The sequence below is a fragment of the Erwinia sp. JUb26 genome (assembly GCF_003751505.1).
GTDB lineage: Bacteria > Pseudomonadota > Gammaproteobacteria > Enterobacterales > Enterobacteriaceae > Erwinia.
Genome location: NZ_RJVB01000001.1, coordinates 785,832 through 810,899 on the forward strand (window position 1 = coordinate 785,832; position 25,068 = coordinate 810,899).

A 25,068-nucleotide genomic window follows, 5' to 3' on the forward strand; every position below is an offset into this window, starting at 1 on the left:
CCAGGCAAAGCCCGGATGCGCGCTTATCACCCGACCGACCACTCTGAAGGCGATGATTGCCTATTCCTTAAGCGCCATTGCCGCCGCCGCGCGGTACTTATCCTGCTCATCCGGCGGCACCATCCCGCCGCCGGTGGCCCACACCAGATGCGTTGCCCCGGCCAGCGCCTGCGCGGAGATCCCCTGCTTCGCCAGTTGTTCGGGGTGCGCGGTCACGCGCCACGGCCCCGCCATGCCCGCCAGCGCCGACGGCTCCAGCGCCAGTTGCTGATGACGCTCGGTTAAGCCCAGCAGCGCATACATCTCTTCATCCGCCAGAGTATAAAAGGCGCTCAGCAGCCGTTCCATTGCCCGGCCCACAAAACCGGAAGCACGCCCGACGGCCAGCCCGTCCGCCGCCGTGATGTTATCAATCCCCAGATCCTGCACCGAGATGGCATCATGCAGGCCGGTATGCACGCCCAGCAGCATGCACGGTGAATGGGTGGGTTCCGCAAAGACACAGTGGACATGGTCCCCAAAGGCCAGCTTGAGGCCAAACGCCACGCCACCCGGACCGCCACCCACGCCGCACGGCAGGTAAACGAACAGCGGATGTTCGGCATCCACGCGGATCTGCTCTGCGGCCAGCTGCTGCTTCAGCCGCTCTCCCGCCACCGCATAGCCGAGGAAAAGGTTGTGCGAGTTCTCGTCGTCGATAAAGAAACAGCGCTCGTCCAGCGCGGCCTGTCGCCGCCCTTCTTCTACCGCCACGCCGTAATCCTGTTCGTATTCCACCACGGTGACGCCGTGGCTGCGCAGCTTCTGTTTTTTCCACGCGCGGGCGTCGGCGGACATATGGACGGTCACCTCAAAGCCCAGGCTGGCGCTGATAATGCCAATCGACAGGCCGAGATTGCCGGTAGAGCCGACGGCGATGCGATGCTGGCTGAAGAACCGCCGGAATTCAGGCTGTGCCAGGCACGCGTAGTCGTCGTGCTGCGTTAGTAATCCGGCCTCAATCGCCAGCTTCTCCGCATGGGCCAGCACTTCATAAATGCCGCCTCGGGCTTTTATCGAGCCGGATACAGGCAGATGGCTGTCCTTTTTTAGCCACAGCTGCCCGGCAAGAGGCTGGCCATAGCGTACATCCAGCGCTTTTTGCAGTGCGGGCAGCGGACAGATAGCGGATTCAATAATGCCGCCGCGGGCCTGGGTTTCCGGGAAGGCGATAGTCAGCCAGGAGGCAAAGCGCTGGAGCCTCGCGGCGGCGTCGGCCACCTGCTCCGCGCGTAAGCCCACGTACGGATAGCCTTCCTGCAGGCGGGTATAGCGAGGATTAAACCAGGTGACGGGTTGTAATGCGCACAACTCATTTAATAGTGGAAAGCTCTGCTTCAGGCTTTCAACGTCCGTTAACATAGTTTCTTCTCCTGAATCCGTGGGGTCGGTTGTTCATTCAGTGCGAACTGGCCCAAAGAGCGGGCGCTGAAGGCAAAGTATGATCGCATTCAAATTTCTGAAAAATATAATAAAAAGAACACTATGCAGTTTACCTGCATAACTATTAGCTGGGAACCGTCCGTTAAGCAACTCTGCCGGTTCGGCGAGGGTAACTATGCAGTTTTGCGCCAAAAACCTGCACCAAAACGGAGCAATTTACAATTATTTAATAAGTTTGAAACTTTTTTTTGGTGTTAAATTGATGGCAGCTCAGTGAGATGTCCTGAGCAATCCACGGTAATTAGTAGTTATAACTAAGCATCTCGCGCCGGTGCATTCTCATCACCGATGAAGCGGTGCTCATAAAATAAAGGTTTGTTATGGAAAAGCTATCTTACGTATCTGAAGGCAGCAAGACAGCCTGGTCAACCTACCTGCAGCAGATCGATCGCGTTGCCCCTTACCTTGGCGAACTGTCGCGCTGGATTGATACCCTGCGCCACCCCAAGCGTGCGCTGATCGTTGATATTCCCCTCCAGATGGATGACGGTACCATTCGTCACTTCGAAGGCTTCCGTGTGCAGCACAACCTCTCACGCGGTCCGGGAAAAGGCGGCGTGCGCTACCATCCCAACGTTGACCTGAATGAAGTGATGGCGCTGTCCGCCTGGATGACCATTAAATGCGCGGCGGTAAACCTGCCCTACGGCGGCGCTAAGGGCGGGATCCGCGTCGATCCCTTCGCCCTGTCTGAAGGCGAGCTTGAGCGCCTGACCCGCCGCTATACCAGCGAAATCGGCCTGATTATCGGCCCGCAGAAAGATATCCCGGCACCGGACGTGGGCACCAACGGGAAAGTGATGGCCTGGATGATGGATACCTACTCCATGAATCACGGCACCACCATTACGGGCGTGGTGACCGGTAAGCCGATCCATCTGGGCGGCTCGCTGGGCCGTGAAAAAGCGACCGGCCGTGGGGTCTTTATTACCGGCCGCGAAGTGGCCCGCCGCAGCGGCATTGAGCTTGAAGGCGCCAGAATTGCCGTTCAGGGATTTGGTAACGTAGGTAGCGAAGCCGCACGCCTGTTTGCTAACGCCGGAGGCCGCGTGGTGGCGATTCAGGATCATACCGCCACCCTGTTTAACGCCCAGGGCATCGACCTTGCCGCCCTCACCGAATGGCAGGCCGCGAATAAGAAAATTGCCGGATTCACCGGCGCCGATGTGATTAGCGATGAGGCCTTCTGGGACGTGGAGATGGACATTCTGATCCCTGCGGCGCTGGAAGGGCAAATCACCCGTCAGCGCGCCGAGAAGCTGCACTGCCGTCTGGTGCTTGAAGGGGCTAACGGACCGACCTTCCCGGAAGCGGACGATGTGCTGGCCGAGCGCGGAGTTACCGTGGTGCCGGACGTCATCTGCAACGCCGGAGGGGTAACCGTCAGCTACTTCGAGTGGGTGCAGGATATGGCCAGCTTCTTCTGGAGCGAAGACGAAATCAACGAGCGCATGGATAAGATCATGACCGAGGCGATGATCCACGTCTGGGACAAAGCGCGCGAGAAAGAGTGCAGTCTGCGCACATCGGCCTATATTGTGGCCTGTGAACGCATCCTGATGGCACGTAAAGATCGCGGTATCTACCCGGGCTGATCGCCCTTCTCCTTTCGGGGCGGGCCACCGCCCCGAAGTTATATGATAATAACCTATCAAAAACTATCATTTCACCGCTATACCGCTCGCAAAACATGATCGGCTTCAAAGAATTTATATTTCATTTGCATATTAAATGGAATTTTAATTTCTTTAACCTTACGCTGTCTCCATTCGCAGGCCGCTACCGGTCAGAAATGGCCTAAAGCCCGGAATGATAGAATCTATCAAACACATCATCCCATGATGATAGGTATCATTCAGCCTTGCAGCATATTGAAGCGATCAGGATGAGAGAACACCGATGAAAAAAGCTTTGCATGGCGTTTCCGTTTTACATTCTAACGCGGTCACCCAGCTGCGTATTGCCCACGAAACCGGCTTTGATGCGCTGGAACTGCTGCCTGAACATCTGTTCCGCTATCTGGAGCACGGCGGCACGCTGGAAAAATACAGGCAGCTGATGCAGCACTACAACATTGAAATCAGCTGCATGAATGCGCTAAAGCGAATTGGCCGTCACCAGCCGCAGGAACGCCGCGAAATGCTGGATGAGGCGGACAAAATCTGTCGTGCCGCCCAGGCGCTGGGCTGTCCGGTGGTGCAGATTATGGCGTTGAATGAAATTGATGCACTGTCGGAAGCGGAGCGTACAGCTATCCTCACGCAGAACGTGCGGGAGATTGCGGCAATTGGCGCGCAGTACGGGATTAAATTCCAGATAGAGGTTGTCGCCTTTACACCGTTTAACAGTCTTAAGCAGGGCCAGGCGATTATCGATGCGGTCGGCGCGGATAACGTGGGCGTGGTAATTGATTTCTGGCACCTGTACGCCGGTGGCGATACCACGCCGGAAGAGGTGGAAGCCCTTGATGTGAATCTGATTTACGGCGTGCATTTTTGCGATGGCCGACGTTTGCACCCGGGAGAGGCGTGGGACGAACGCGTACAGCGCAACTATCAGCCGGGCGAAGGGGAAGTGGATATCGACCGCTGGGTCGCGGCGGTAAACAAAACCGGCTACAGCGGCGTCTGGTGCCCGGAGCTGCTCAGCCCGACACACTGGGAAGACGATCTGTGGCAGATCGCTAAAGATTCAATGGACAGCCTGACGGCGTACACCAGCAAATAAGTAAGAGATAAACAAAACCTCCCTCTTATCCAGCGTGGTGCTTACCAGCACAGCCATGCCGGACAGGAAGGGAGGTGGACAATGAAGTAGGGTTGGCAAGATGACTGGCAGGTTCCATGCGGAACCTGCCCTTTTTTTAGGCGCTTTTTGCCGCCGCTTCCGCTGCCTGATAGCGCTGCTTAAAGGCTTCGTTCTCTTCCACCAGACGCAGTGCCGCTTCAATCAACTCGTTCTGCATCAGGGTGGTCGCGCCACCGCTGGTCACCCAGTGGATGTACATCACGCACAGCGCGGCAACCTGCAACGCCTCACCTTCCTGATTTTCGCCATCAAACTGATACTCGGCCAGCGACCAGTCGTAAATGGCATTCACAAACGGCATGTCGCCGTTTTCATCCAGCGCTGGCAGCGTGTGGAACAGCTCAACCATTTCCGGCGTCGCTTCATAATTCTGGCGGCCAATTGCATCGAGTTTGCGGCCATGCGCGCGGCTTTTATTGGCCTGTTTCGCTTTTTCTTTCGCGCGCTTATTGCGCTTATCCTGTTTTGTACTCACGGTTTTCTCTGCTTACGGGATGGAATGGCCGCAGGATAACACAGCGCGGCACCTGACCGAACTGCGGCGGCGCGAAATGCCCGCCAGCGGTGATGTCGCGACCGCGCCACCTGATGAGCGCTAAGGTTCCTGCCTGCGCCAGGACGCGAAGTTAGCTCTGGCCGGGTTAATCCACTTTGCCAGGCGGCTTATGACTTGCCGATCAGCAGCGACACCAGCCCGGCAGCAATCAGCGGGCCGACCGGCACACCACGGAATAATGACACGCCGATAATGGTGCCGATCAGCAGTCCACCGACGATAGTGGGCTGGCTGCTCATCAGTGAAACGCCGCGTCCCCCCACCCAGGAAACAAAAATTCCGATGGCAATCGCCAGCAGCGATTTCCAGTGCAGGAAAGAGTGCAGCAGCGTGCTGGAGGGCAGTGAACCGCTGGCAATCGGGGCCATAACGCCGATCGTCAGGATGATAATCCCGACGGTAACGCCCTGCTTTTCTATCCACGGAAACGTCTGCTGCAGCGGCGTCAGACGAATGGCAACCAGCACCAGCAGAGCGATGGTCACGGTCAGGTTATGGCTGAAATAACTGAGGGCAGCGAGGAACAGCAGGATCACTAATGACAAATCGAACATATTTATTTCCCGGACGACAAAATCGGTTGCAGCATATTGTTATCCCAGCATAAACATTTTTTTCACATCCTCTACTTTTTTTTCCCGACAACCGCACTGGCCTGGCGTCCAAAATAACGAAAGAAGGCCACACTAAAGTTATTGGCGTGACGATAACCCACCTGCCATCCCGCCTGCGCCACCTGATAGCCCTGCTCCAGCAGGCGGTGCGCCTTTTCCATGCGCAGTTGCAGCAGCATCTGGCCGGGCGTGGTATTGAAGCGCTGGTGAAAGCCCTGCTTCAGCTTGTAGTCGCTCAGCCCCACCGCCATCGCCAGCGTACTTAACGAAAAGGGTTCATCAAGATGGGCCAACATCCACTCGCGGGCCTGTTCGAGTTGCCGATCGTCCCTGGGGTGCAGCGGCCTGACCTTCACCTCTTCCACTAAATGCCGCTGCTGGGCCAGCAGGTTCAGCGCGTGGATTTGCCGCATCAGCGCGTCATCCGCGCCCTGCGTGAACTGCTTCAGCAGCGCTCCAGTGGCGCGGCTGTAGGGAGTGAATGCGTGATTGACCACGCGCCCGGTGGCAAACAGCCTGTCGCTGACCGCCTGCCCCAGATAGTGGGTGACGCTGTCGGCGCTCAGCAGCAGGCGCAGCTGGCTGACCTGTTCCCCTGCCCGATAACGGCGCTCCCCCCGGCTGCCGTGAAAGCTGGTAACGGTAAGCTGGCCGGCAGTGAAGTCGGTTTCGCTGCCGTCCCGCCCGCGAAACTGCGAATGCCCGGCCATGCCAAAGGTCAGCACCAGCATCGGGCGGTCGTGCGGGTTACAGGTTTCCTCGATCAGGGGCCGCACCGGCAGATAGTCGGAGCAAACGACGGTAAAGCCTTCGGCCACCGGATTAAAGCGCGACAGGCACGGGCCCACGGTGGCGGGCAGCGAGCGCAGATTACCCTGCTGTTCGGCATCCGCCGCCGTCAGCCGGTAGCTTTGTGTCCCCTGAAAAGCCTGAATCATTACCGTCACCGTTTCGCAGACTAAATTCACCGCCCCGCATATAAACGAGGATAATAAGCATTCTCATCCATAGATATCATAGTTGCTGACCCTGCGCTATCGACAAACGATGAGGATGAGAATGGTAAGACCTTACTGGGGCCTCCTGCTGGCCGCCCCCGGCATGACGGCAATCGCCGCCGACGTGCAGAATAATGAGATGGTGGTGACCGCCACTAAAACCGAACTGCCCGCCGTGCAGGTTCCGGCATCGCTTTCCGTGTTATACGGCGAGGATCTTGAAGAGCGCCATGTGGACAGCGTCAGCCAGCTGGCGGCAATGACGCCCGGCATGGCGTTTCAGCCCTGGGGACAGGCCGGGACTAACCTTGCGGTGGTGCGCGGCGTGACCGGCAGCGGCAGCGGATTTAATTCGGCGATGCTGCTGAGCGAAGACGGCGTGCCGCTGCTGGCCGGACAGGGGTTTGATAATAACTTCCTTGATGTGGACCGGGTGGAGATCCTGCGCGGGCCGCAGTCGTCGCTCTACGGCCGCAATGCCGAAGTCGGGGTGATCAACGTGGTCACCCGCACACCGGATAATCTCCAGCGTGGTGAAATTACCGCCATTGCCGGTAGCCGCCAGCGCCAGCAGGTGCGCGGCAGTTTCAGCACTCCGCTGGTTGAAGATCGCCTGTATGCCGCCGTGGCGGGCGAATGGAAATCGCAAAACGGCTACGTCGATAACACCACCACCGGCGGCAGGGCCGACGATCGCGAGCGCAACAACGCGCGTATTGTGCTGCGCTGGACGCCGAACGACGCTGACGATGTCCGCCTGCGCTACAGCCAGCAGCGCTATCACGACGGCGGCTCGCAGTGGGGACCGGCTGCCAGCCGCGACAGAAAAGTCGCCAGCGGCAGCGACTCCTGGAACCACTCGCAGGCCAGCGTGGTGTCTCTCGACTATCGTCATCTGCTGTCAAACGGCTGGCAGTTCCGCTCGATCAGCGCCCGCACCGAGATCCTCGACCGTATTCAGCAGGATACCGATTTCACCGCGGCGGATACGCTGCGCATGCAGCGCGATAATCGATTCACCACCCTCTCGCAGGAATTTCGTCTGCAGGGCGAGGGCAATAATCATCACTGGCTGACCGGGCTGTACCTCGATCGCGACGACAACGATTACCGCTTTGTGCAAAAGCTGCCGATGATGTCCACCGAAATGCGTAACGCCCAGCGCGGCAATACGCAGGCGCTGTTCGGTGAATGGACGCAGATGCTGGGCGGGCCGTGGAGCGTAACGCTGGGAGGACGCATCGAGCGCAGCGAAATTGAAATGTCACCAACGGGCATGGATAAACGCAGCAGCAGCTGGCACAACGTCTCGCCGAAAATCACCGTGCAGTATCAGTGGCAGCCCGACCTGCAAAGCTATGCCAGCTACAGCCAGGGCTACCGCGCCGGTGGCTACAACCTGTTTTCACCGGCCACCGACTATTTCCGCTATAACCCGGAGAAAGTGCATTCCTGGGAGCTGGGGGTAAAAGGCCTTTCCGACGATCGCCGCCTGCGCTACAGCAGTTCGGTCTATCTGATGGATATCGACGATATGCAGGTGCAGCAGGTGGTGCAGGCCGGAGTGGTGTACATCAACAACGCGGCCAAAGCCCGCTCCACCGGCTGGGAACTGGAGGCGGATTACAGCCTGCTGCCTGAACTGCGTCTGCAGGGTTCACTCGGTCTCAACCATACCCGCTTCGATAACTATCGCGACGGCAGCAACGACTATGCCGGTAATCACAACACCTTCGCCCCGGACGCCACCGCCAGCCTGGGGCTGCGCTACGAACACGCCAGCGGCGCGTACGGCCTGTTGCAGTGGCACGGAGCCAGCCACAGCTTCCTCGACGCCGGCAATCAGTATCGCCAGGCCGGTTACGGCGTGGTGGATATGACCCTCGGCTACGCCTGGCGCGATCTCGACATTTCGCTGTTCGTCGATAACCTGACCGATAAAGAGTATGACGCCGTGGGCTACCTGAGCGGCAGCGTACGCATTTACAGCCCGCCGCGTGAACTCGGCCTGAAAGTGAGCTACAAACTATGACCTTTCCGATCGCCCTGATTGACCGTCTGGCCGCCGACAGCGTGCTGGCCGATAGCGTGCAGCTGGCGCTTGAACATCATCTTTTCGACCATTTGCAGGCATCACTCAGCGCACGGCAGCTGGCAAAACGACTGAGCTGGCACGCCGATCCGACCGCCCATCTACTGGAGCTGCTGTGGAGTTTTCAGCTGCTGGAGCGGCAGCCGTTGGACGGATCGCTGTATTATCATACCGCGCCCGCCGTCCGCCCCTATCTGTGCCGGGACGGCGAACGCTATATGGGCGATGCGTGGCGCTATCGCCTGCAGGCGCTGCGTGGGTTTGGCCAGCAGCTGGCCGAAATGCTGAAACAGCCGCAGCCGGAATACAGTGAGCAGCTGCCGCACGATGCCGCCTGGGCCGCCGCGGCCGGGGGCCAAATCGCTCAGGAGCAGCGGGCGCTGACCGCCGATACCGCCTGCGCGATCGCCGCCACCGTTGCACGATTCAACCGCCCGGCCAGAATGCTGGATATGGGCGGCGGACCGGGACTGGTGAGCGCGGCGCTGGCTCAGCGCTATCTGCAGCTGAGCGGCGTGGTACAAGATTTGCCGTTGACCGCCGGGGTGGCGCAGGGCCACCTCGTCGCGGCCGGAGTGGACGATCGCTTCAGCGCGGTCAGTGAACTGGCCGCCGACGATCGCTTCGATATTATCTGGTGCTCCTCTTTCCTGCACTTCGTTGCCGATCCGGCGCAGACGCTGGCAGAGTTGTATCAGCGGTTGAATCCGGGGGGCGTATTGATCAGTGCGCACGCACGTTTAGGTGACGATCCGCAGCAGGTCAGCCGGGTTCTGCCCTTCTTCCTGCCGCTGCTGATGCGCGGCAAGCACGTATTCCATCACGACCGGCTGATGCAGATGCTGACCGACGCGGGCTTTCGCGTGGAGGATCGCGGTGAACAGCCGTTTCCGATGGCACCGCTGCACGTTCACTGTGCCTTTCGTGAGGAAAAATCGTGAACCGCGCGCTGCTGCAGCTGATGTTTTTCTGGTTTAACGTCAGCCTGACGCTGCCGGTGACCTGGCTGATGCTCGGCCTGCCGTTGATCCTGCATCAGCAGGGCTGGAGCGGCCAGCAGCTGGGGCTGTTTCAGCTGGCGGCGCTGCCTGCGGTAATCAAACTGTGGCTGGCGCTGCCGGTGGAACGGGCACGGCTGTTTCGTCAGCGCTACAAAAGCTGGGGAAGCCTGCTCTGGCTCGGGCTGGCGCTGCTGTTTGCCCTGCTCAGCCAGTTCGATTTGCAGCAGAACAAAAGCCTGCTGTTTGTTCTGCTGCTGTGCTGTAGCCTGCTGCTAGCCTGGTGCGACGTGCCGGTCAACGCGCTGGCAATTGCGCTGTTTCACGACGGTGAGCAGGCGCGTGCCGGTAGCGTGCGTGCCGCCGCACTGTTTACCGGCGCGGTGGGCGGCAGCGGCATTATGCTGCTGCTCTGGCAGCATTACGGCTGGGCGCTGCCCTGCCTGCTGATGAGTGCCGCCGCCCTGATCTGCGCCCTGCTGCTGAGGCTGCTGCCGGAACCGCCCGCCGGAGCGTATCGCCGTAGCGAGATGCTGGGCTTTTTCCGCCAGCCGGGAGGAAAAGGCTGGTATCCGCTCTGCGTGCTGGCGTTTCCCTTCCTCGGCAGCGGCTGGCTGTGGCTGAAACCGCTACTGCTGGATGCCGGGCTTCCGATGCAGCAGGTGATTATGTGGGTGGGCGTGGGCGGCAGCATGACCGGCGCGCTGGTCAGCCTGGTGGGCGCGCGCTGGCTGAATCGCAGTAATGCCAGTTCGGCGTTGCCGGGCTGGTTGTTGTTTGCCGGGCTGTCGCTGCTGTTGCTGGCGGCAGGCGTATCGCTGAAGCTTTCCGCCGCCCTGCTGCTGGCGATCTCCACGCTGATGGCCTGTGCCATCGGCGGCCTGTCGGCGCTGATGTTTATGCTGATGTTTATGCTGATGATGGCATTCAGCCGGGCGGAAAACCGGGCGGTCGATTACGGTATTCAGGCCAGCCTGTTCACCCTGTCGCGGCTGAGCGTTCCGCTGTTTAGCGGCCTGCTGCTTGATCGCTTTGGCGGCGGTGTGATGCTGACGGTGCTGGCACTCTGTACGCTGGCGGTGGCGCTGTATGCCTGGCTGCAAAGGCGGGTTATTGCGGCCAGGCTGTTACCGTCGTAATCAGACCAGGCTGTCGATCGCGGCCTGCAGGCTGACCTGCGGGCCGCTCAGCACCGACAGCGTGGTGTGGATCAGCTTTTCGGCGCCGCTCATGGAAGCCTGAGCCAGCACGATGCAGCCAAGCGCACATTCTGGTCGCTCACGAATATAATCGGCAATAACCTGATGATATCCGGCGATATCCCCCTGATTGAACCACGCCCACGCGCGCGGGATCAGCTCCACCACCAGGCGTTCACCCGGAATAAAAGCGCTGAACAGGCGCGTGGTGGATTCCAGCGTCGAACTGGCGGTGCACAGCACCAGGACGGTGCCGTGATAGCGCGAAGACACTTTCGCCAGCGTCGCATCGATCCGCAGCACCGGCTTGCTGAACTCGGTTTCAAAGGCCGCCACGCCCAGTGTGGTGCAGGTAACAATCACCACGTCGGACTGTTCGCACAGCTCGCTGATAGCCTGCCGGGTGGCGGCAGTAATGTCCGGCGTCACTTCATTTTGCGCAACCGCGCGCTCAAACAGTTCACTTTCCACCCGATGCAGCAGCTCAACGTCCGGGTAATCCAGCGCCAGCAGCGCCTGTTCGAACACCTCGATATTACTTCTGGCCGCATGCAGGCAGGCGACAATGGCCATATTTCCCTCCGGGGATTAAAGTGGCGGCACTGTTTGCGCCGCCGTTGCGGGCGCTATTTCAGCCCGCGATGATGCAGCATCGGTTCGATTTTCGGCTCACGTTCCAGCCAGCGGTGGAACAACTGCTGTAAATCGCGGCTGTTGCCGCGCGAGAGGATCATCTCGCGGAAGCGCTGGCCGTTTTCAGCGGTCAGGCCGCCGTGTTCTTCAAACCAGGCATAGCCGTCGTCCGCCAGCATCTGCGTCCACAGATAAGCATAGTAACCGGCGGCATAGCCGTTGCCCCAAATGTGCTGGAAATAACTGGAACGATAGCGCGGCGGTACCGCAGGCAGATCCAGCCCTTCCTGCTGCAGCGCCCGCTGCTCAATTACCTCAGCCTGCTGCAGCGGTTCATCCGCCGCCAGCAGATGCCAGTGCTGGTCGAGCAGCGCCGCCGCCAGCAGCTCGCTCATATCGTAGCCTTTATTGAATTTGCTGGCGGCCTGCATCCGCTCGCGCAGAGCGGCGGGCATCGGTTCACCGGTCTGATAGTGGCGGGCGTAATGGTTAAACACCTGGTTATTGCTGGCCCAGTGCTCGTTAATCTGCGACGGGAACTCCACGAAGTCGCGCGGCGTATTGGTGCCGGACAGGCTGGCATAGCGCTGTTCGGCAAAGATGCCGTGCAGGGCGTGGCCAAACTCGTGGAACAGCGTGATGACATCATCCCACGAGAGCAGCGCCGGGTGCCCTTCTGCCGGTTTCGTGTAGTTGGCGACGTTGTAAATCACCGGCTTAGTACCCAGCAGGGTCGACTGCTCTACGAAATTGCCCATCCACGCGCCGCCGCCCTTGTTATCCCGGCGGAACCAGTCGGTGTAGAACAGCGCCAGCGGACTGCCGTCCTTATCCAGCACCTCGTAGACCTTGACGTCGGGATGGTAAACCGGGATATCCGTGCGCACCTGAAAGAAGATGCCGAACAGTTCGGTTGCGGCATAGAACACGCCGTTTTCCAGCACGCTGTTCAGTTCGAAGTAGGGATTGAGCTGCGCGTCATCAAGATCGTACTGCTCGCGCCGTACCTGCTCGGCGTAGTACAGCCAGTCCCACGGTGCGAGGTTAAAGCCGCCGTTCTGGCGGGCAATAACTTGCTGGATATCGTCGGCTTCACGCTTCGCCCGATTGCGGGATGCCGGCACAATCTGCCGCATAAATTCCAGCGCGGCCTGCGGGGTTTTCGCCATCTGGTCCTGCATTTTCCACGCGGAAAAGCTGTCGAAACCCAGTAGTTTTGCCTGCTGAGCACGCACTTGCGCCAGTCGGGAAATCACCTCGCGCGTATCGTTTTCGTCGCCCTTTTCCGCCCGGATCCAGGCGGCGTTAAACAGCGCCTGACGGAAACTGCGGTCGTCGATGGACTGCAGCGCGGGCTGCTGCGTGGTGTTTTGTAGCGCCAGCAGCCACTGAGCAGGCAGGCCGCGCGCTGCCGCCGCCGCGCTGGCGACGGCAATTTCCGCTTCGCTCAGTCCGGCAAGCTGCGAGCTATCGGTCACGGCCAGGCCCCCGGCTTTGGTGGCGGCCAGCAGCCGACGGGTAAAGCGGCTGCTGAGCGTTGCCGATTCCTGATTCAGCGCCTTTAGCGCTGTTTTGTCGGCGTCACTGAGCGTCGCCCCGGCCAGCTGAAACGACTGCCGGGTGACCTCAACTAGCCGTAACGATTCTGCATCCAGAGGCAGCTGCTGGCGCTGGTGATAGACGGCATCCAGCCGGGTGAAGAGCGCGGCGTTCAGGTGAATTTCATCATCCAGCGCGGCCAGCTTCGGTGAAATATCCTCGTCCAGCGCCTGTAGCGCCTCGCTGGTGTTCCCGGCGGTCATTGCGCTGAATACGCTGTAGACCCGGCGCAGGCTCCCACCGCTCTGTTCCAGCGCCAGATACGTGTTACTGAAATCGGCCGGAGCAGGATTGGCGGCAATCTCCGCGATCTCCGCGCGCTTCTGCTCAATCGCACTTTCCAGCACGGTGCGGTAGTCGTCTTCAGTGATTCTATCGAAAGGCGGTGCCTGATAAGGCAGCGTACTGACCTGACTGAACGGGTTGACCTGGCGGGTGGACATCGGCTGATTCTCCTTGAACGATTCTGCCGCCAGCGGTGGCTCGCTGGCGTTCAGGGCCATTAATATGGCGTAAATGGCGGATTGAGTACGCCCTCAAGAATAAACATGCCGCCGCGCAGGAAGCAATGCCTTCCTGCCCGCTGGAACCTGCTATTTATGGATTAAGTTATGCTGCCTGCTGCGATTTTTCACTCTGCCACACGCAGCGACCCTCAACCCAGGTGGCGGCAATATTGCGGTCGTCGCCCAGCGTCATCAGGACAAACAGCTTTTCCCAGATATCGCGGCTGTTGCCGTGGCGCAGGGTTTGCAGCGCGGAGACCGCCGGGTCGATCACCACGAAATCCGCTTCTTTCCCCGGCATAAAGCTGCCAATCCGCTGGTCCAGATCCAGTGCCTTCGCCCCACCGAGCGTGGCGTGATAAAACGCTTCGCAGGCGGAAAGTTTATAGCGCTGCAGCTGGCCCACTTTGTAAGCCTCCCCAAGTGTTTGAAGCATGTTAAAGGTGGTCCCGGCACCGACATCGGTACCGATGCCCATTTTCACCCCTTTCTGCCAGCAGGTTTGCAGGTCGAACAGGCCGCTGCCGAGGAACAGATTCGAGGTTGGGCAGAAGGCGATGGCGGAGTCGGTATGGTGCAGACAGTCCCACTCCTCATCTTCAAGGTGCAGGCAGTGGGCAAACAGGCTGCGGCGGCCGGTCAGCCGGTACTGATGATAAACATCAAGATAGCCGCTGTTTTCCGGGAACAGCGCCTTCACCCAGGCAACCTCCTGCGGGTTTTCGCTCAGATGGGTATGCAGCCAGGTATCCGGAAACTCCTCACGCAGCTGGCGGACTTTTTCCAGCAGCTGCGGTGAGGAGGTCGGCGCAAAACGCGGCGTCAGCGCGTAGGTCAGGCGGCCAACGTTGTGCCAGCGTTCAATCAGTTCACGCGTCTGTTGATAGCTCTGCTCCGGTGTTTCGGTCAGGGCTTCCGGCGCGTGGCGATCCATCATCACTTTTCCGGCAATCAGGCGCATGCCCAGCCCGTGTGCGGCTGAAAACAGTGCGTCGACCGACTCCGGGTGGACGGTGCCAAACACCAGCGCGGTGGTGGTGCCGTTGCTCAACAGCTGCTGGAGGAAGAATGCCGACATGTGCGCAGAATGCTGCGGGCAGTGGTACTGGCTCTCTACCGGGAAGGTGTACTGGTTCAGCCACTCCAGCAACTGCTCGCCAAAGGCCCCGATCATTTCGGTTTGCGGATAGTGAATGTGCGTATCGATAAATCCCGGGACAATCAGCTTGCCACGGTAATCCATCAGCTCACAGCCCGGCGGCAGCTGACCACTTCCCTCCTGCCAGGGCGTGAGGGAAATAATTTCACCGCCGTTGAGCAGCAGCAGACCGTCTTCAATATAGCGGGCGGCGTCCAGAAGCTCATCCGGTGTACTCACCGTACGGGTTATATCAAAAAAGCTGCCGCGAATCGCGTGGCTACAGGTTGCTGGCATAATAATTCCTTAAAGCACGGCGGAAAATCCGTCCCGAAATAACGGGAGTTGTGCTGGTTAGTGATAAACGATCGGCGTGACTGTTCTGTTGCACAGAAAACCATCCTGGTGTTTTGCAATAACCGTACCAGCAGGTAATAATTAAATTACTCATACAAATCAGTAACATGTATTAATTTCGGCCATATTTTAAGGCTTCAGTAAAATATAAACGACAGGCAACCGTTTGCTATTTCACGCGCAAACGGTTGCCTGTTTGTACAAATATTTTTATTCGCGTGCTGTGATTAATCCGGCTGCGCGATGGCACCGTAATAACGCAAAATTTGTGAGTCGCGCACCACACCGGTGCAACATTTTCTTATTAATCATAACCATTCGCTTCTTATCACTCCCGCCGTGAGATGGTATGGTGATCGCCGCTGCATGGTGGAATTTTCCGGGTGATGAAGCCCAATTTTGTGTTGAGGAACAGTGAGATGATCGTATTTGTTACCGGCGCGACCGCCGGTTTTGGTCAGAGCATTACCCGTCGTTTTATCGCGCAGGGCCATAAGGTGATTGCGACAGGCCGTCGCCAGGAACGTCTGGATGCGCTGAAGGAAGAGCTGGGTGAAAATGTCTATCCGCTGAAGCTCGACGTGCGCGACCGTGCGGGCATCGATGAGGCAATCGCCAGCCTGCCCGCCGAATGGCGCAACATTGATATTCTGGTGAATAACGCCGGTCTGGCTCTGGGCATTGAACCGGCACAGCGCGCCAGCCTGGATGACTGGGAAGATATGATCGACACCAACAATAAAGGGCTGGTGTATATGACGCGGGCGATCCTGCCGGGCATGGTGGAGCGCAACGTCGGTCATATCATCAATCTGGGTTCGATTGCCGGAAGCTGGCCGTATCCTGGCGGAAACGTCTATGGTGCGACCAAAGCCTTCGTGCGTCAGTTCAGCTTTAACCTGCGAACCGACCTGCACGGCACCGCGCTGCGCGTGACCGATATTGAGCCGGGCCTGGTGGGCGGCACCGAGTTTTCTAACGTGCGCTTCAAGGGCGACGATGCCCGTGCTGACGGCGTTTACGACGGCGCCGTGCCGCTAACCCCGGAAGATGTGACCGAAGCAGTCTGGTGGGTCGCCACGCTGCCAGCCCATGTCAACATTAACGCGCTGGAAATGATGCCGGTTGGCCAGAGCCAGGCCGGTTTACGCGTGCATAAATCCTAATTCGCTGCGCGTTACCGTCTCCCGCGGCGGGAGACGGTAACTCGGTAGCAGGTCAGCAGGTCAGCAGGTCAGCAGGTCAGCAGGTCAGCAGGTCATGTATAAGCGGTCCCATCACCGACTAGATTGTTTTCCCCCAGCCCGCGACAATAATCAGCATGCCGCAAAACGCCACCGCCGCCCCAACCCAGTCCCAGCTGCTCAGCTTCACGCCGTCCACCACCCGCAGCCAGATCAGCGCCGTTACCACGTACACTCCGCCGTAAGCGGCATAAACCCGACCGCTCGCCTCCGGATGCAGCGTCAGCAGCCAAACGAAAATCATCAGGCTCAGCGCGGCGGGCAGCAGTAGCCAGGGTGAACCGCCCTTTTTTAACCACAGCCAGGGCAAGAAGCAGCCAATAATTTCGGCCAGCGCGGTGGCAAAAAACAGTAACGTGGTGGTCAACATACGTGTAAATCTCTCCGAATCCTCAATGAACACACCGGGTCGCTGGTGGGCACTTCGGCGCTGATGATATACTTATTCGCAATCTCTGCGCAGCAGCTATCTCCGCTTCGCGTCTGTAAAGAAAGGAAACCTTTAATGAAATCACTACAGCAACGTCTGACCCGTACCACCCTGCCGCTGGTTTTACTGGCTGCCCTTTTTTCCGTGCAGCACAGTGCGATGGCGCGCACCGACCGTCTGGTGATTGAAAACGGCGATAACTCGTTAAGCAAAGAACAGGCTCGTCAGGAGAAAGAACAGTGGGACGATACGCATCGCCTGCGTGGCAAAGTGAACAACCGCGTGGAGAAAGAGTTCGACAAGGTCGATCGCGCCTTTGATACCCGCGACGGCTGTGAAAAAAGCCTGAATGTTAACGCCTACTGGGAGCCAAATACCCTGCGCTGCCTGGATCGTCGCACCGGTCGCCCCGTTGCACCGTAATCGCACCGAGTCACGCGATGCGCGTTTTGCACGGCAGTCTGACGAACGCGAACTGGATCGGTTCCAGACAGTGGCTTAATCCTTACCGTTGAAATTTTGGCTTATAATTACCGCTGTTCTCACGCAAAAGGATGAAATGATGAAAGGTTCTAAGTGGATGTTAACCGCCCTGCTCGTTGCCAGCCCGCTGGCCGTGCAGGCATCTTGCGAAAGCGTCAAGGCTGATATTAGTCAGAAAATCATTAATAACGGCGTACCGGAATCCGGCTTCTCACTGGACATCGTGCCTAACGATCAGGCCGAACAGGCCGGTGGTCAGGTTGTTGGTCACTGCGAAAGCGATACGCAAAAAATCGTCTACAAGCGCAACGGTAATGACAGCGACAGCAACGTTCCCGCCAGCGCTGGAACCTCGCAGGACGCACCGGCTCAGTAATCTATCACCGCCGACGTCGCAGTTTACGTGCCGTCGGCGGCCCTTCCTAATGCGGCTTTTGTATCGGCACCAGCCGCGACATCAGCAGGCTGCCAAACGCAATCAGCAGCGACACCACAAATACCCAGTGCAGCGAATGCGCGATTTCCGTCAGCATCAGATTCAGGCTGGCGGGCGACAGGTGCTCGCGTCCGGCGGGTGACATCACCTGCTGCACCGGATCGCTGAACTGCGGCAGACGCAGAAGCAGGTTATAGTTCAGCACGGCCCCCATTAACGCCGTACCCAGCGCCGAGCCTAGCATGCGGCTGAACATCACCGAAGCGGTACAGATCCCGCGGATCTCAAACTGCGCTGTGTTCTGCACCGCAATCAGGAAGGTGGTACTGGTCATCCCCATTCCCGTCCCGATGACAAAGGCGGAGAACCCCGCAAACCAGACCGGACTTTCCCGGTGCAACAAAAGAAGTAAAGCCGTACCCGCGATCAGCAGCAGCGATCCTAGCTGCGCGGTAAAGCGATACGAGGTCCGCTGCATCAGCCTGCCGCTTAGCGTACTGGCCAGCGGCCAGCCAATCGACATCATCGCCAGCGCGCTACCGGCCTGCAGCGGCGTCCCGCTGTTAACGCCCTGGATCCAGGTAGGCAGAAATGCGCTGATGCCCATCATCGCGGCCCCGATCAGCAGATTGCCGACGTTGCCCGCCAGCAGCGTGCGGGTGCGCCAAATCGCCAGTGGAAACAGCGGCTCGCCTGAATAACGCTCGTGGCGCAGCAGTCGCCATCCGGCCAGCAACGCCACAGCAACCAGCGCCAGCGTCCAGTAACCCAGCGATTCCGCCTGTAACAGCGCGGTCAATAAAGCCGTTACGGTCAGCATCAGCCAGCAGCTGCCGGTATAATTAATGCGGCTATCGGATTTTTCACGGCTTTCCGGGAAGAATTTCACCAGCAGCAGCATTGAAATAATGCCAATCGGTACGTTAACCCAGAACACCAGCGCCCAGTTAAAGTGCTGCACCAGCCAGGCTCCGGTGAGCGGCCCGACGATGGCCGCCACGCCCCAGACGCTGGAAAGCCAGCCCTGCACCCCCGCACGTTCCTTCGGCGGATAGACGTCGGCGATGATCGTTGAGGTCAGGGGCATTATTGCGCCGGCCCCCAGCCCCTGGAAAGCACGGAACAGGATAAGCCAGCCCATGCTGCTGGCAAATCCGCAGAGTATCGATCCCAGCAGGAACAGCCCGGCACCGATAAAAAACACCCGTTTGCGCCCCCACATATCCGCCAGGCGGCCGTAGATCGGCACGGTCACGGCCTGTGTCAGCAGATAGATAGAAAATACCCAGCCAAACTGCGAAAAACCGCCCAGCTCGGTAATAATGGTTGGCATCGCCGTGGCGACGATGGTGACTTCTATCGCGGCCATAAACATCGACAGCATGCAGGCGATCAGCACCCAGTGACGCCGGGTTACGGCGTGAAGTGTATTTTCTGACATGAGATTCCTTTTCGTTGCTTCCCTGCTAAGTGTGAACCAGATTTTGCCGTGGAGTTTTCGGATTGTGCGCTTTCAATTGGTGACAACGTCACATAATGAATGTGGTTTTGCCAATTTCAATTCTTGAAATGACGATAATTAAAACAAGATACCGGCAGGAAAGTAAACGAAAACAACGGGCTTTTGTAGCCTGGGTGCAAAGATAAGGATGCCCGGGGCGAACGATTTCACGGTTCGCCCACGCTATCTGGCTTATAAATTCAGGGGGGACAGATCAAAGTAGCGCGAAAGATCGCGGGTTTCGGCTCGGGGCAGATAGGGAAGTTCGCCCAGCAGCGGCGCGGGGATTTTATCCTGTAAGACGTTAATAATCTCAGCATAGTGCGCAAGGCCGGGGTTAATCCGGTTGGCCACCCAGCCGAGCAGAGGCAGCCCGTCATTGAGTATCGCCTGCGCGGTCAACAGCGCGTGGCTGATACAGCCCAGCTTAATGCCCACCACCAGGACTACCGGCATCTGCTCCTGCACCACCCAGTCGGAAAGCGGACGCCGATCGCTCATCAGGCTACGCCAGCCGCCGGTGCCTTCGGTAACCACATAGTCGGCCTGTTCATCGAGCGCGTGCAGACCGCGGCTTAGTGTCGAGTAGCTGAATGACTGGAGGCTGGTGCTGATTTCATCATCAAGCAACGTCACCGGGTTAATCGCCTGATACGGTAGTTGAAGTGAAGAAGACGCCTGCAGCACCAGCGCATCCTTGTTACGCGGCCCCTCTTCGGTTTGCTGGCTGCTTTTCGCTACCGGCTTGTAGCCAACGGCATGCTTACCGTCCGTCGCCAGCGTTTGCAGCAGCCCTCGTGAAACCACCGTTTTACCGACTTCAGTATCGGTTCCGGTAACAAATAAACGTTTATGCATAAACGGCTCCAGCAGGCCCTGTCTGGCCCACAGATAAACTTTTGGGAAGTAATGGAGCGAAAATTGTAGGGCAGCGCCTGGGGGCGTAGATTGCGTTGGCGCAATTTTTAGTGGATTCGTTATCCCTGCAGGAGTTTGATCAGCAGCGAGCCGTTATAGAGGGCATCTTTTACCAGCGCCGCGCCGGGCATGGTTCCCTGATTCAGGAACTCGGTGGGTTCAACGGACAGCGTTGCGCCATAGTCAGGCAGGGACTGCTGTTGAATACAGGCATTAATGGCCGGGAATAAAATACGGTGCGCACGATTCAGCGGCGAGCCAATCAGCACCTTCTGCGGGTGGAACAGGTTCACCATAATCGCCAGGATACGACCGATACTGCCGCCTACGCCGGTGATAATGTCGCAGGCCAGCTGATCGCCGCTCAACGCAGCATCGCACAGGGTTTCAATCGACAGCGGCTGGTTATGGAGTGAAGAGCTCATTGACGCCTGCATCCGCTGTGCGGCCATCTCGAGCATATTCTCCGTGCTGGCTACGGTTTCAAGGCAGCCGTGATTGCCGCAGTAGCACTGTTTCCCCCAGGGATCGACCTGAGTATGTCCAATCTCAACCAGCGTTGCGCCACCGCCGTGCAGCAGCCTGCCGCCGGTGATCACGCCGGCACCCACGTTATGATCGATTACGACCTGCAGTACATCGCGTGCATCGCGCGAGGCACCAAACAGCGATTCGGCCATGGTCCAGGCGCAGATATCGTGCTGAATGAAGACCGGCAGACCGGTTCGCCGCTCAAGCTCCGGCCCCAGCGGCATATCATCCACCTGATAAAACGGCATGCGATGCACTATCCCGGCCTGGCCGTTGACTCTGCCCGGCAGCGTAATGGCGATTGCCGTCAGCCGCTCCAGGCGGCTCTGGTGGATCACAAAGAACTGGTCGATGAGGTGAACAATGCGCTGGAGGAGCGGTTGCGGATCGGCAGGCGGCAGCGCAAACTGCTGCTCAACTACCAGCCTGCTGCTCAGATCGCGCAGGGCGATAGTCATATCCCCTTTGCCGATCCGTACGGAGAGAAAATGCCAGGCTTCGGTATCCAGCACCAGACCGACGGCAGGACGCCCCCGACTACCCGGTTCCTGGAACTCCGTTTCTTTTACCAGATGGGCTTCCAGCATTTCCCTGACAATCTTGGTAATGCTGGCCGGTGCCAGCTGAGCCTTTTTCGACAGTTCAATACGCGAGACAGGGCCAAACCGGTCGATAAGCCGATAGACCGCACCGGCATTGGTCTGTTTAATCTGGTCGATATGACCAGGCTGATTGTCCGCAATCACACCCCAGCTCCCGCTTATTTTCACGCTTCAAAATAAAGCTTACCGCTCATGGTGAAACACTTCGCACACAAGGTCAAATATTTGATTCGATATGTGATTTGCAGCACATAAACCACTGAATAGCGCTCATGTTTTCCGCGATTTACTCCGCGCTGAGCAATAAAGACATCATGGATGACATCACCGCCGGCCGCTCCCGCAGACGCGACCAGACCAGCCAGACCTGCGACAGGGCATCCGGTTCCTGAAGGGGGATCCACACCACGTCGGCCAGCCGAACGCGACGAAAAGAGGCGGGTAAAATCGATACGCCCAGCCCGGTGGACACCAGCCCGATAATGGTCATCGCTTCGCCCACTTCTTGAGCAATGTTCGGCTCGATTTGATAGTGATGCAGCAGGGTGAGAATTTCGGTATACAGCGCCGTGCCGACCTGCGGATCGAAAAAGACGAACGGCTCTTTAGTCAGTTCACTCACGCTTATTCGCTCGCGCCCGGCCAGCCGATGATCGCGATGAACCAGGGCGTACATCGGTTCCTGCAGGATAAGCTGGTGGTCCAGCGTCTCCGGTAACGGCGTATTGCGCATGACGCCCAGGTCGAGTCGACCATCAATCAGCGGAGCCAGCTGCTGGCGCGTGTTGATCTCCTGCATTTGCAAATGTACCGCAGGAAAACGCTGGCGATAGGTGAACAGCGCATCGGACACCACGCTGATAAACGGTGCGGAAGAGGTAAAACCGATACGCAGTTCTCCCTCGTCGCCGCGGTGCAGTCGCGCCGCTTTATCGGCGGCCTGGGCAACGTTTTGCAGAATCAAACGGGCATCCAGTAAAAACTGCTGTCCTGCCGCCGTTAAACGCACGCTGCGGTTGGTTCGGGCAAACAGTCTGGCACCGATTTCCTGTTCAAGAATTTGGATCTGCTGGCTGAGCGGGGGCTGGGAGATATTCAGCCGCTGCGCCGCGCGACCAAAATGCAGTTCTTCAGCAACGGCAACAAAGTAGCGCAGATGGCGAAGCTCGATATTCATACTTTAAACATCTCATTTGAGATTATTAATATATTAGACAGCATAATAGCTTTTTCTTATCTTTACCACGGAGAGAGTAAGCCATCCCAGCTAAGGAACCTGAAGTGAATCGCTCAACCCATGCCGTTACGCTTGAAGAGCCCGTTAACCGCATCCCGTCAGACTTTTCTAACACCAGTTTGTACATTCATCGCGGATCGCCGCAGTTTATGCGCGTCACGCTGGCCCTGTTTTCCGCCGGGCTGGCGACCTTCGCCCTGCTCTACTGCGTGCAGCCAATCCTGCCGGTGCTCTCACATGAATTTGGCGTTTCCCCCGCCAGCAGCAGTATTTCCCTTTCCATTTCCACCGGATTTCTGGCGCTGGGCATGCTGTTTACCGGCCCGCTTTCCGATGCGCTGGGGCGTAAACCGGTGATGGTGACGTCACTGATGCTGGCGGCCATTTTTTCGCTGCTTTCCTCTACCATGACCAGCTGGCATGGCATTCTGGTGATGCGCGCCCTCACCGGCCTGTCGTTAAGCGGCGTGGCGGCGGTGGGAATGACCTATCTCAGTGAGGAGATCAGTCCCACGGTGGTGGCGTTCTCGATGGGGCTGTACATCAGCGGTAATTCAATCGGCGGCATGAGCGGCCGTCTGTTGAGCGGCGTGATCACCGATTACAGCAGCTGGCGCATCGCGGTTGCCGTCATCGGCTGCTTTGCCCTCGCCTCAGCCGTGATGTTCTGGAAAATTTTGCCGGACTCCCGCCATTTCCGCCCGTCCTCATTAAAACCACGCAGCCTGGCGATTAATTTCCGTCTTCACTGGCGCGACAGCGGGCTGCCGCTGCTGTTTGCCGAAGGTTTTCTGCTGATGGGGTCTTTCGTCACACTATTTAACTATATTGGCTATCGTCTGCTGGCACCGCCCTATTCACTCAGTCAGACCCTTGTGGGCCTGCTGTCCGTGGTGTATCTCACCGGTTCCTGGAGTTCACCTAAAGCCGGAGCGATGACCGCTAAATATGGCCGGTCACCGGTATTGTTAGTATCAACGCTGGTGATGCTGAGCGGCCTGCTGATTACCCTGTTCAGCAGCGTGTGGCTGATCCTGCCGGGGATGATGCTGTTCACCGCCGGTTTCTTTGCCGCGCACTCCGTCGCCAGCGGCTGGATCGGCCCTCGCGCGCGTCGTGCTAAAGGCCAGGCCTCGTCGTTGTATCTGTTCAGCTACTATCTGGGTTCCAGCGTTGCTGGTACGCTGGGCGGCGTGTTCTGGCATAACTTTGGCTGGGGCGGGATCACCGCATTCATCGCCGTCATGCTGCTGCTGTCGCTGTTTGTCGGGATGCGGCTGCACAGCAAAAAACTCTGATTAAGCTTTCAGGCGGGCTAATGCGTGCAGCGCAGGCCCGCTTTTGCGGATATCCTTTCTTGCCATCGCGCTCAACGCCTCCATTTACCCTTTCCTCTCCTGCTTGAATAAACAGTACGCCGCTGTTGATGTGAGCACCTCTCTTACCTATACTCTTTAGTATGTTGTAACTAATGGAGATGCGATGAGCCTTTATCATGCCGTAGACCGGTTGCACCACTGCGTGGCTGAACTTGAGTCCGAACTCGACGGCCTGCAACAACAGCTCCTCACCCTGCGCCTGCTGGCGGCCAGAGTATTTGAACTTCCCACCGTTGAGAAAGGCAAAGAGAGCGATCCGCTAACGCAGATTGCCGTTGAGCAATGGGTTGGTCAGGCCGCATTACAGCGTGCGCTGGCGCATTTCTGCCGCCTTTTTATGCAGCATCAGTCGGAAAAAATCAGCACCAAATCCGCCGTACGCCTGCCCGGGGCTATCTGCCTGCAGGCCGACAGCGAGCAGTCTGCCCTGCTTCACCAGCAGGTCAAACGGATTAACGATTTAAAGCAGCAGCTGGAGAAAATCATCACCGTCGATTCCGGCCTGCCCAGCGAAGAGCGATTTGAATTCGTTCACACCCACCAGCGTGGATTGATTACACTCAACGCCTATCGCTCGCTGGTCCTGCTGGATAATCCTGATTCAGTACGTTTCGGCTGGGCCAATAAGCATATTATTAAAAACGTCAGCCGCGACGAAATACTGGAGAAGCTGCAAAAAAGCCTCAACGCCGGGCGATCCCAGGCGCCGTGGAGCCGTGAGCAGTGGGCGGAAAAAGTGGCGCAGGAGATCGAGTCGGTCAAATCCCTGCCCGACTCGGCGCGTCTGAAGATCAAGCGACCGGTAAAGGTGCAGCCTATCGCCAGGGTGTGGAACAGCAGCAGCCAGAAGCAGACCCAGCTGGCCTGCCCTTCACCGCTGATTGTGCTGTGTAACGATACGGCCAGCGTTCCCGCGCTGGGGGAATTGCTAAATTATGACGCGGACAACGTCAATCATCGCCACAAACCGCTGGCCCAGCCGCTGTTTATGCTGATCCCCCGTCTGCATCTTTACACCGACATCCTCGCCTGACGCCCCTGCCGGGTTGAGGAATTTGAGGCGTAAAAAAGCCAGGCATTCACCTTAATGCTGATCGTTTAAGGATAGGTTGAACGATCCGGTGGCTAGTGTAAAAGGGTTCCATGTCTATCATGGAGCCTTTTTAAATGGAACTTTCACAAGCCCTCAGCATTATCAGAGTTCTAACGCTCAGTGGAACGAAAACTCACGCTAAGAGATTATGGTTATCCATGGTAAGCAAAAAGATCATTATTAGATCCTTTTGCTTGTGAGAAACATAGCTGTTTATGGAACTTATGACGAATT

General features: G+C 58.1%; 22 protein-coding genes. 10 read left to right on the forward strand and 12 right to left on the reverse strand.

Features of this window, described 5'->3' with window-relative positions; genetic code table 11:
* Positions 1-60: 60 nt before the first annotated feature.
* Positions 61-1,401 carry a D-serine ammonia-lyase gene (locus EC836_RS03735; RefSeq protein ID WP_123330220.1) on the reverse strand — a complete coding sequence of 447 codons (1,341 nt, stop codon included), beginning with the start codon at positions 1,399-1,401 and terminating at the stop codon, positions 61-63.
* Positions 1,402-1,802: 401 nt separating this feature from the next.
* Between EC836_RS03735 and EC836_RS03740 the strand changes: the two genes are divergently transcribed.
* Together EC836_RS03740 and EC836_RS03745 are read left to right on the forward strand one after the other, a co-directional pair.
* Positions 1,803-3,077 (forward strand): Glu/Leu/Phe/Val dehydrogenase, encoded by a 1,275-nt coding sequence (locus EC836_RS03740; RefSeq protein WP_123330222.1) that lies wholly within the window; start codon positions 1,803-1,805, stop codon positions 3,075-3,077.
* Positions 3,078-3,381: 304 nt separating this feature from the next.
* Entirely contained in the window at positions 3,382-4,209 is an 828-nt protein-coding gene (locus EC836_RS03745) for a sugar phosphate isomerase/epimerase (protein ID WP_123330224.1), read from the forward strand.
* 136 nt (positions 4,210-4,345) lie between these two features.
* Here the strand turns inward: EC836_RS03745 and EC836_RS03750 are convergent, their stop codons facing one another.
* The 3 genes from EC836_RS03750 to EC836_RS03760 all read right to left on the reverse strand — a co-directional run bounded on the left by EC836_RS03750 (position 4,346) and on the right by EC836_RS03760 (position 6,398).
* Complete coding sequence (locus EC836_RS03750; protein WP_123330226.1) at positions 4,346-4,765, reverse strand: hypothetical protein; 420 nt, start codon at positions 4,763-4,765, stop codon at positions 4,346-4,348.
* Between the two features lie 188 nt (positions 4,766-4,953).
* The gene (locus EC836_RS03755) at positions 4,954-5,400 is read right to left on the reverse strand and encodes a DUF441 domain-containing protein (RefSeq protein WP_123330228.1); all 447 of its coding nucleotides are present in this window, start codon (positions 5,398-5,400) and stop codon (positions 4,954-4,956) included.
* Positions 5,401-5,471: 71 nt separating this feature from the next.
* A complete protein-coding gene (locus EC836_RS03760) occupies positions 5,472-6,398 on the reverse strand; it encodes an AraC family transcriptional regulator (RefSeq protein ID WP_123330229.1) in 927 nt (308 codons plus the stop codon).
* 121 nt (positions 6,399-6,519) lie between these two features.
* Between EC836_RS03760 and EC836_RS03765 the strand changes: the two genes are divergently transcribed.
* From EC836_RS03765 to EC836_RS03775, 3 genes are read left to right on the forward strand one after another with little or no spacing between them, the layout of a single operon-like run.
* The gene (locus EC836_RS03765; protein WP_199735001.1) at positions 6,520-8,490 is read left to right on the forward strand and encodes a TonB-dependent receptor; all 1,971 of its coding nucleotides are present in this window, start codon (positions 6,520-6,522) and stop codon (positions 8,488-8,490) included.
* Positions 8,487-9,491 (forward strand): methyltransferase domain-containing protein, encoded by a 1,005-nt coding sequence (locus EC836_RS03770; RefSeq protein ID WP_123330231.1) that lies wholly within the window; start codon positions 8,487-8,489, stop codon positions 9,489-9,491. Before EC836_RS03765 ends, EC836_RS03770 begins: the two co-directional genes overlap by 4 nt.
* Positions 9,488-10,687: an MFS transporter gene (locus tag EC836_RS03775; protein WP_123330233.1), complete on the forward strand. Its 1,200-nt coding sequence runs from the start codon at positions 9,488-9,490 to the stop codon at positions 10,685-10,687. The genes EC836_RS03770 and EC836_RS03775 overlap by 4 nt, the downstream gene beginning before the upstream one ends.
* On the opposite strand, the gene EC836_RS03780 is transcribed toward EC836_RS03775, so the two are convergent.
* The 3 genes from EC836_RS03780 to guaD all read right to left on the reverse strand — a co-directional run bounded on the left by EC836_RS03780 (position 10,688) and on the right by guaD (position 14,920).
* Entirely contained in the window at positions 10,688-11,320 is a 633-nt protein-coding gene (locus EC836_RS03780) for a hypothetical protein (protein ID WP_123330235.1), read from the reverse strand.
* Positions 11,321-11,373: 53 nt separating this feature from the next.
* Positions 11,374-13,482, reverse strand: coding sequence for a peptidyl-dipeptidase Dcp (dcp, locus tag EC836_RS03785; protein WP_370346537.1), 2,109 nt, complete (start codon positions 13,480-13,482; stop codon positions 11,374-11,376).
* Positions 13,483-13,588: 106 nt separating this feature from the next.
* The gene (gene guaD / locus EC836_RS03790) at positions 13,589-14,920 is read right to left on the reverse strand and encodes a guanine deaminase (protein WP_123330236.1); all 1,332 of its coding nucleotides are present in this window, start codon (positions 14,918-14,920) and stop codon (positions 13,589-13,591) included.
* Positions 14,921-15,399: 479 nt separating this feature from the next.
* Here guaD and ydfG point away from each other — a divergent pair, with 479 nt between their 5' ends.
* Positions 15,400-16,146 carry a bifunctional NADP-dependent 3-hydroxy acid dehydrogenase/3-hydroxypropionate dehydrogenase YdfG gene (gene ydfG, locus EC836_RS03795; RefSeq protein WP_123330239.1) on the forward strand — a complete coding sequence of 249 codons (747 nt, stop codon included), beginning with the start codon at positions 15,400-15,402 and terminating at the stop codon, positions 16,144-16,146.
* Between the two features lie 118 nt (positions 16,147-16,264).
* On the opposite strand, the gene EC836_RS03800 is transcribed toward ydfG, so the two are convergent.
* Positions 16,265-16,594 (reverse strand): YnfA family protein, encoded by a 330-nt coding sequence (locus EC836_RS03800; RefSeq protein WP_123330241.1) that lies wholly within the window; start codon positions 16,592-16,594, stop codon positions 16,265-16,267.
* A 135-nt stretch (positions 16,595-16,729) separates the two neighbouring features.
* Here EC836_RS03800 and EC836_RS03805 point away from each other — a divergent pair, with 135 nt between their 5' ends.
* Positions 16,730-17,077, forward strand: a complete 348-nt coding sequence (locus tag EC836_RS03805; RefSeq protein WP_105595497.1) for a DUF1283 family protein — start codon at positions 16,730-16,732, stop codon at positions 17,075-17,077.
* Between the two features lie 136 nt (positions 17,078-17,213).
* Positions 17,214-17,513: a DUF1161 domain-containing protein gene (locus EC836_RS03810; RefSeq protein ID WP_370346544.1), complete on the forward strand. Its 300-nt coding sequence runs from the start codon at positions 17,214-17,216 to the stop codon at positions 17,511-17,513.
* A gap of 46 nt (positions 17,514-17,559) precedes the next feature.
* Here the strand turns inward: EC836_RS03810 and EC836_RS03815 are convergent, their stop codons facing one another.
* The 4 genes from EC836_RS03815 to EC836_RS03830 all read right to left on the reverse strand — a co-directional run bounded on the left by EC836_RS03815 (position 17,560) and on the right by EC836_RS03830 (position 22,302).
* Positions 17,560-19,014 (reverse strand): MDR family MFS transporter, encoded by a 1,455-nt coding sequence (locus EC836_RS03815; RefSeq protein WP_123330245.1) that lies wholly within the window; start codon positions 19,012-19,014, stop codon positions 17,560-17,562.
* Between the two features lie 252 nt (positions 19,015-19,266).
* Positions 19,267-19,932 carry a dethiobiotin synthase gene (gene bioD, locus EC836_RS03820; RefSeq protein WP_123330247.1) on the reverse strand — a complete coding sequence of 222 codons (666 nt, stop codon included), beginning with the start codon at positions 19,930-19,932 and terminating at the stop codon, positions 19,267-19,269.
* A gap of 119 nt (positions 19,933-20,051) precedes the next feature.
* Positions 20,052-21,269: an ROK family protein gene (locus EC836_RS03825; RefSeq protein ID WP_123330249.1), complete on the reverse strand. Its 1,218-nt coding sequence runs from the start codon at positions 21,267-21,269 to the stop codon at positions 20,052-20,054.
* Positions 21,270-21,411: 142 nt separating this feature from the next.
* A complete protein-coding gene (locus EC836_RS03830) occupies positions 21,412-22,302 on the reverse strand; it encodes a LysR family transcriptional regulator (protein ID WP_123330251.1) in 891 nt (296 codons plus the stop codon).
* 104 nt (positions 22,303-22,406) lie between these two features.
* Here EC836_RS03830 and EC836_RS03835 point away from each other — a divergent pair, with 104 nt between their 5' ends.
* Positions 22,407-23,660 (forward strand): MFS transporter, encoded by a 1,254-nt coding sequence (locus EC836_RS03835; RefSeq protein ID WP_123330253.1) that lies wholly within the window; start codon positions 22,407-22,409, stop codon positions 23,658-23,660.
* Positions 23,661-23,844: 184 nt separating this feature from the next.
* Positions 23,845-24,774, forward strand: a complete 930-nt coding sequence (gene tus / locus EC836_RS03840; protein ID WP_123330255.1) for a DNA replication terminus site-binding protein — start codon at positions 23,845-23,847, stop codon at positions 24,772-24,774.
* The last annotated feature ends 294 nt before the right edge of the window (positions 24,775-25,068 follow it).

What these genes read in the sequence shown, in the direction of transcription:
- EC836_RS03735 (WP_123330220.1), bottom strand. Translation starts at nt 1,401, where the DNA reads ATGTTAACGGACGTTGAAAGCCTGAAGCAGAGCTTTCCACTATTAAAT.
- EC836_RS03740 (WP_123330222.1), top strand. Translation starts at nt 1,803, where the DNA reads ATGGAAAAGCTATCTTACGTATCTGAAGGCAGCAAGACAGCCTGGTCA.
- EC836_RS03745 (WP_123330224.1), top strand. Translation starts at nt 3,382, where the DNA reads ATGAAAAAAGCTTTGCATGGCGTTTCCGTTTTACATTCTAACGCGGTC.
- EC836_RS03755 (WP_123330228.1), bottom strand. Translation starts at nt 5,400, where the DNA reads ATGTTCGATTTGTCATTAGTGATCCTGCTGTTCCTCGCTGCCCTCAGT.
- EC836_RS03760 (WP_123330229.1), bottom strand. Translation starts at nt 6,398, where the DNA reads ATGATTCAGGCTTTTCAGGGGACACAAAGCTACCGGCTGACGGCGGCG.
- EC836_RS03765 (WP_199735001.1), top strand. Translation starts at nt 6,520, where the DNA reads ATGGTAAGACCTTACTGGGGCCTCCTGCTGGCCGCCCCCGGCATGACG.
- EC836_RS03770 (WP_123330231.1), top strand. Translation starts at nt 8,487, where the DNA reads ATGACCTTTCCGATCGCCCTGATTGACCGTCTGGCCGCCGACAGCGTG.
- EC836_RS03780 (WP_123330235.1), bottom strand. Translation starts at nt 11,320, where the DNA reads ATGGCCATTGTCGCCTGCCTGCATGCGGCCAGAAGTAATATCGAGGTG.
- dcp (WP_370346537.1), bottom strand. Translation starts at nt 13,482, where the DNA reads ATGGCCCTGAACGCCAGCGAGCCACCGCTGGCGGCAGAATCGTTCAAG.
- guaD (WP_123330236.1), bottom strand. Translation starts at nt 14,920, where the DNA reads ATGCCAGCAACCTGTAGCCACGCGATTCGCGGCAGCTTTTTTGATATA.
- ydfG (WP_123330239.1), top strand. Translation starts at nt 15,400, where the DNA reads ATGATCGTATTTGTTACCGGCGCGACCGCCGGTTTTGGTCAGAGCATT.
- EC836_RS03800 (WP_123330241.1), bottom strand. Translation starts at nt 16,594, where the DNA reads ATGTTGACCACCACGTTACTGTTTTTTGCCACCGCGCTGGCCGAAATT.
- EC836_RS03805 (WP_105595497.1), top strand. Translation starts at nt 16,730, where the DNA reads ATGAAATCACTACAGCAACGTCTGACCCGTACCACCCTGCCGCTGGTT.
- EC836_RS03810 (WP_370346544.1), top strand. Translation starts at nt 17,214, where the DNA reads ATGATGAAAGGTTCTAAGTGGATGTTAACCGCCCTGCTCGTTGCCAGC.
- EC836_RS03815 (WP_123330245.1), bottom strand. Translation starts at nt 19,014, where the DNA reads ATGTCAGAAAATACACTTCACGCCGTAACCCGGCGTCACTGGGTGCTG.
- bioD (WP_123330247.1), bottom strand. Translation starts at nt 19,932, where the DNA reads ATGCATAAACGTTTATTTGTTACCGGAACCGATACTGAAGTCGGTAAA.
- EC836_RS03830 (WP_123330251.1), bottom strand. Translation starts at nt 22,302, where the DNA reads ATGAATATCGAGCTTCGCCATCTGCGCTACTTTGTTGCCGTTGCTGAA.
- tus (WP_123330255.1), top strand. Translation starts at nt 23,845, where the DNA reads ATGAGCCTTTATCATGCCGTAGACCGGTTGCACCACTGCGTGGCTGAA.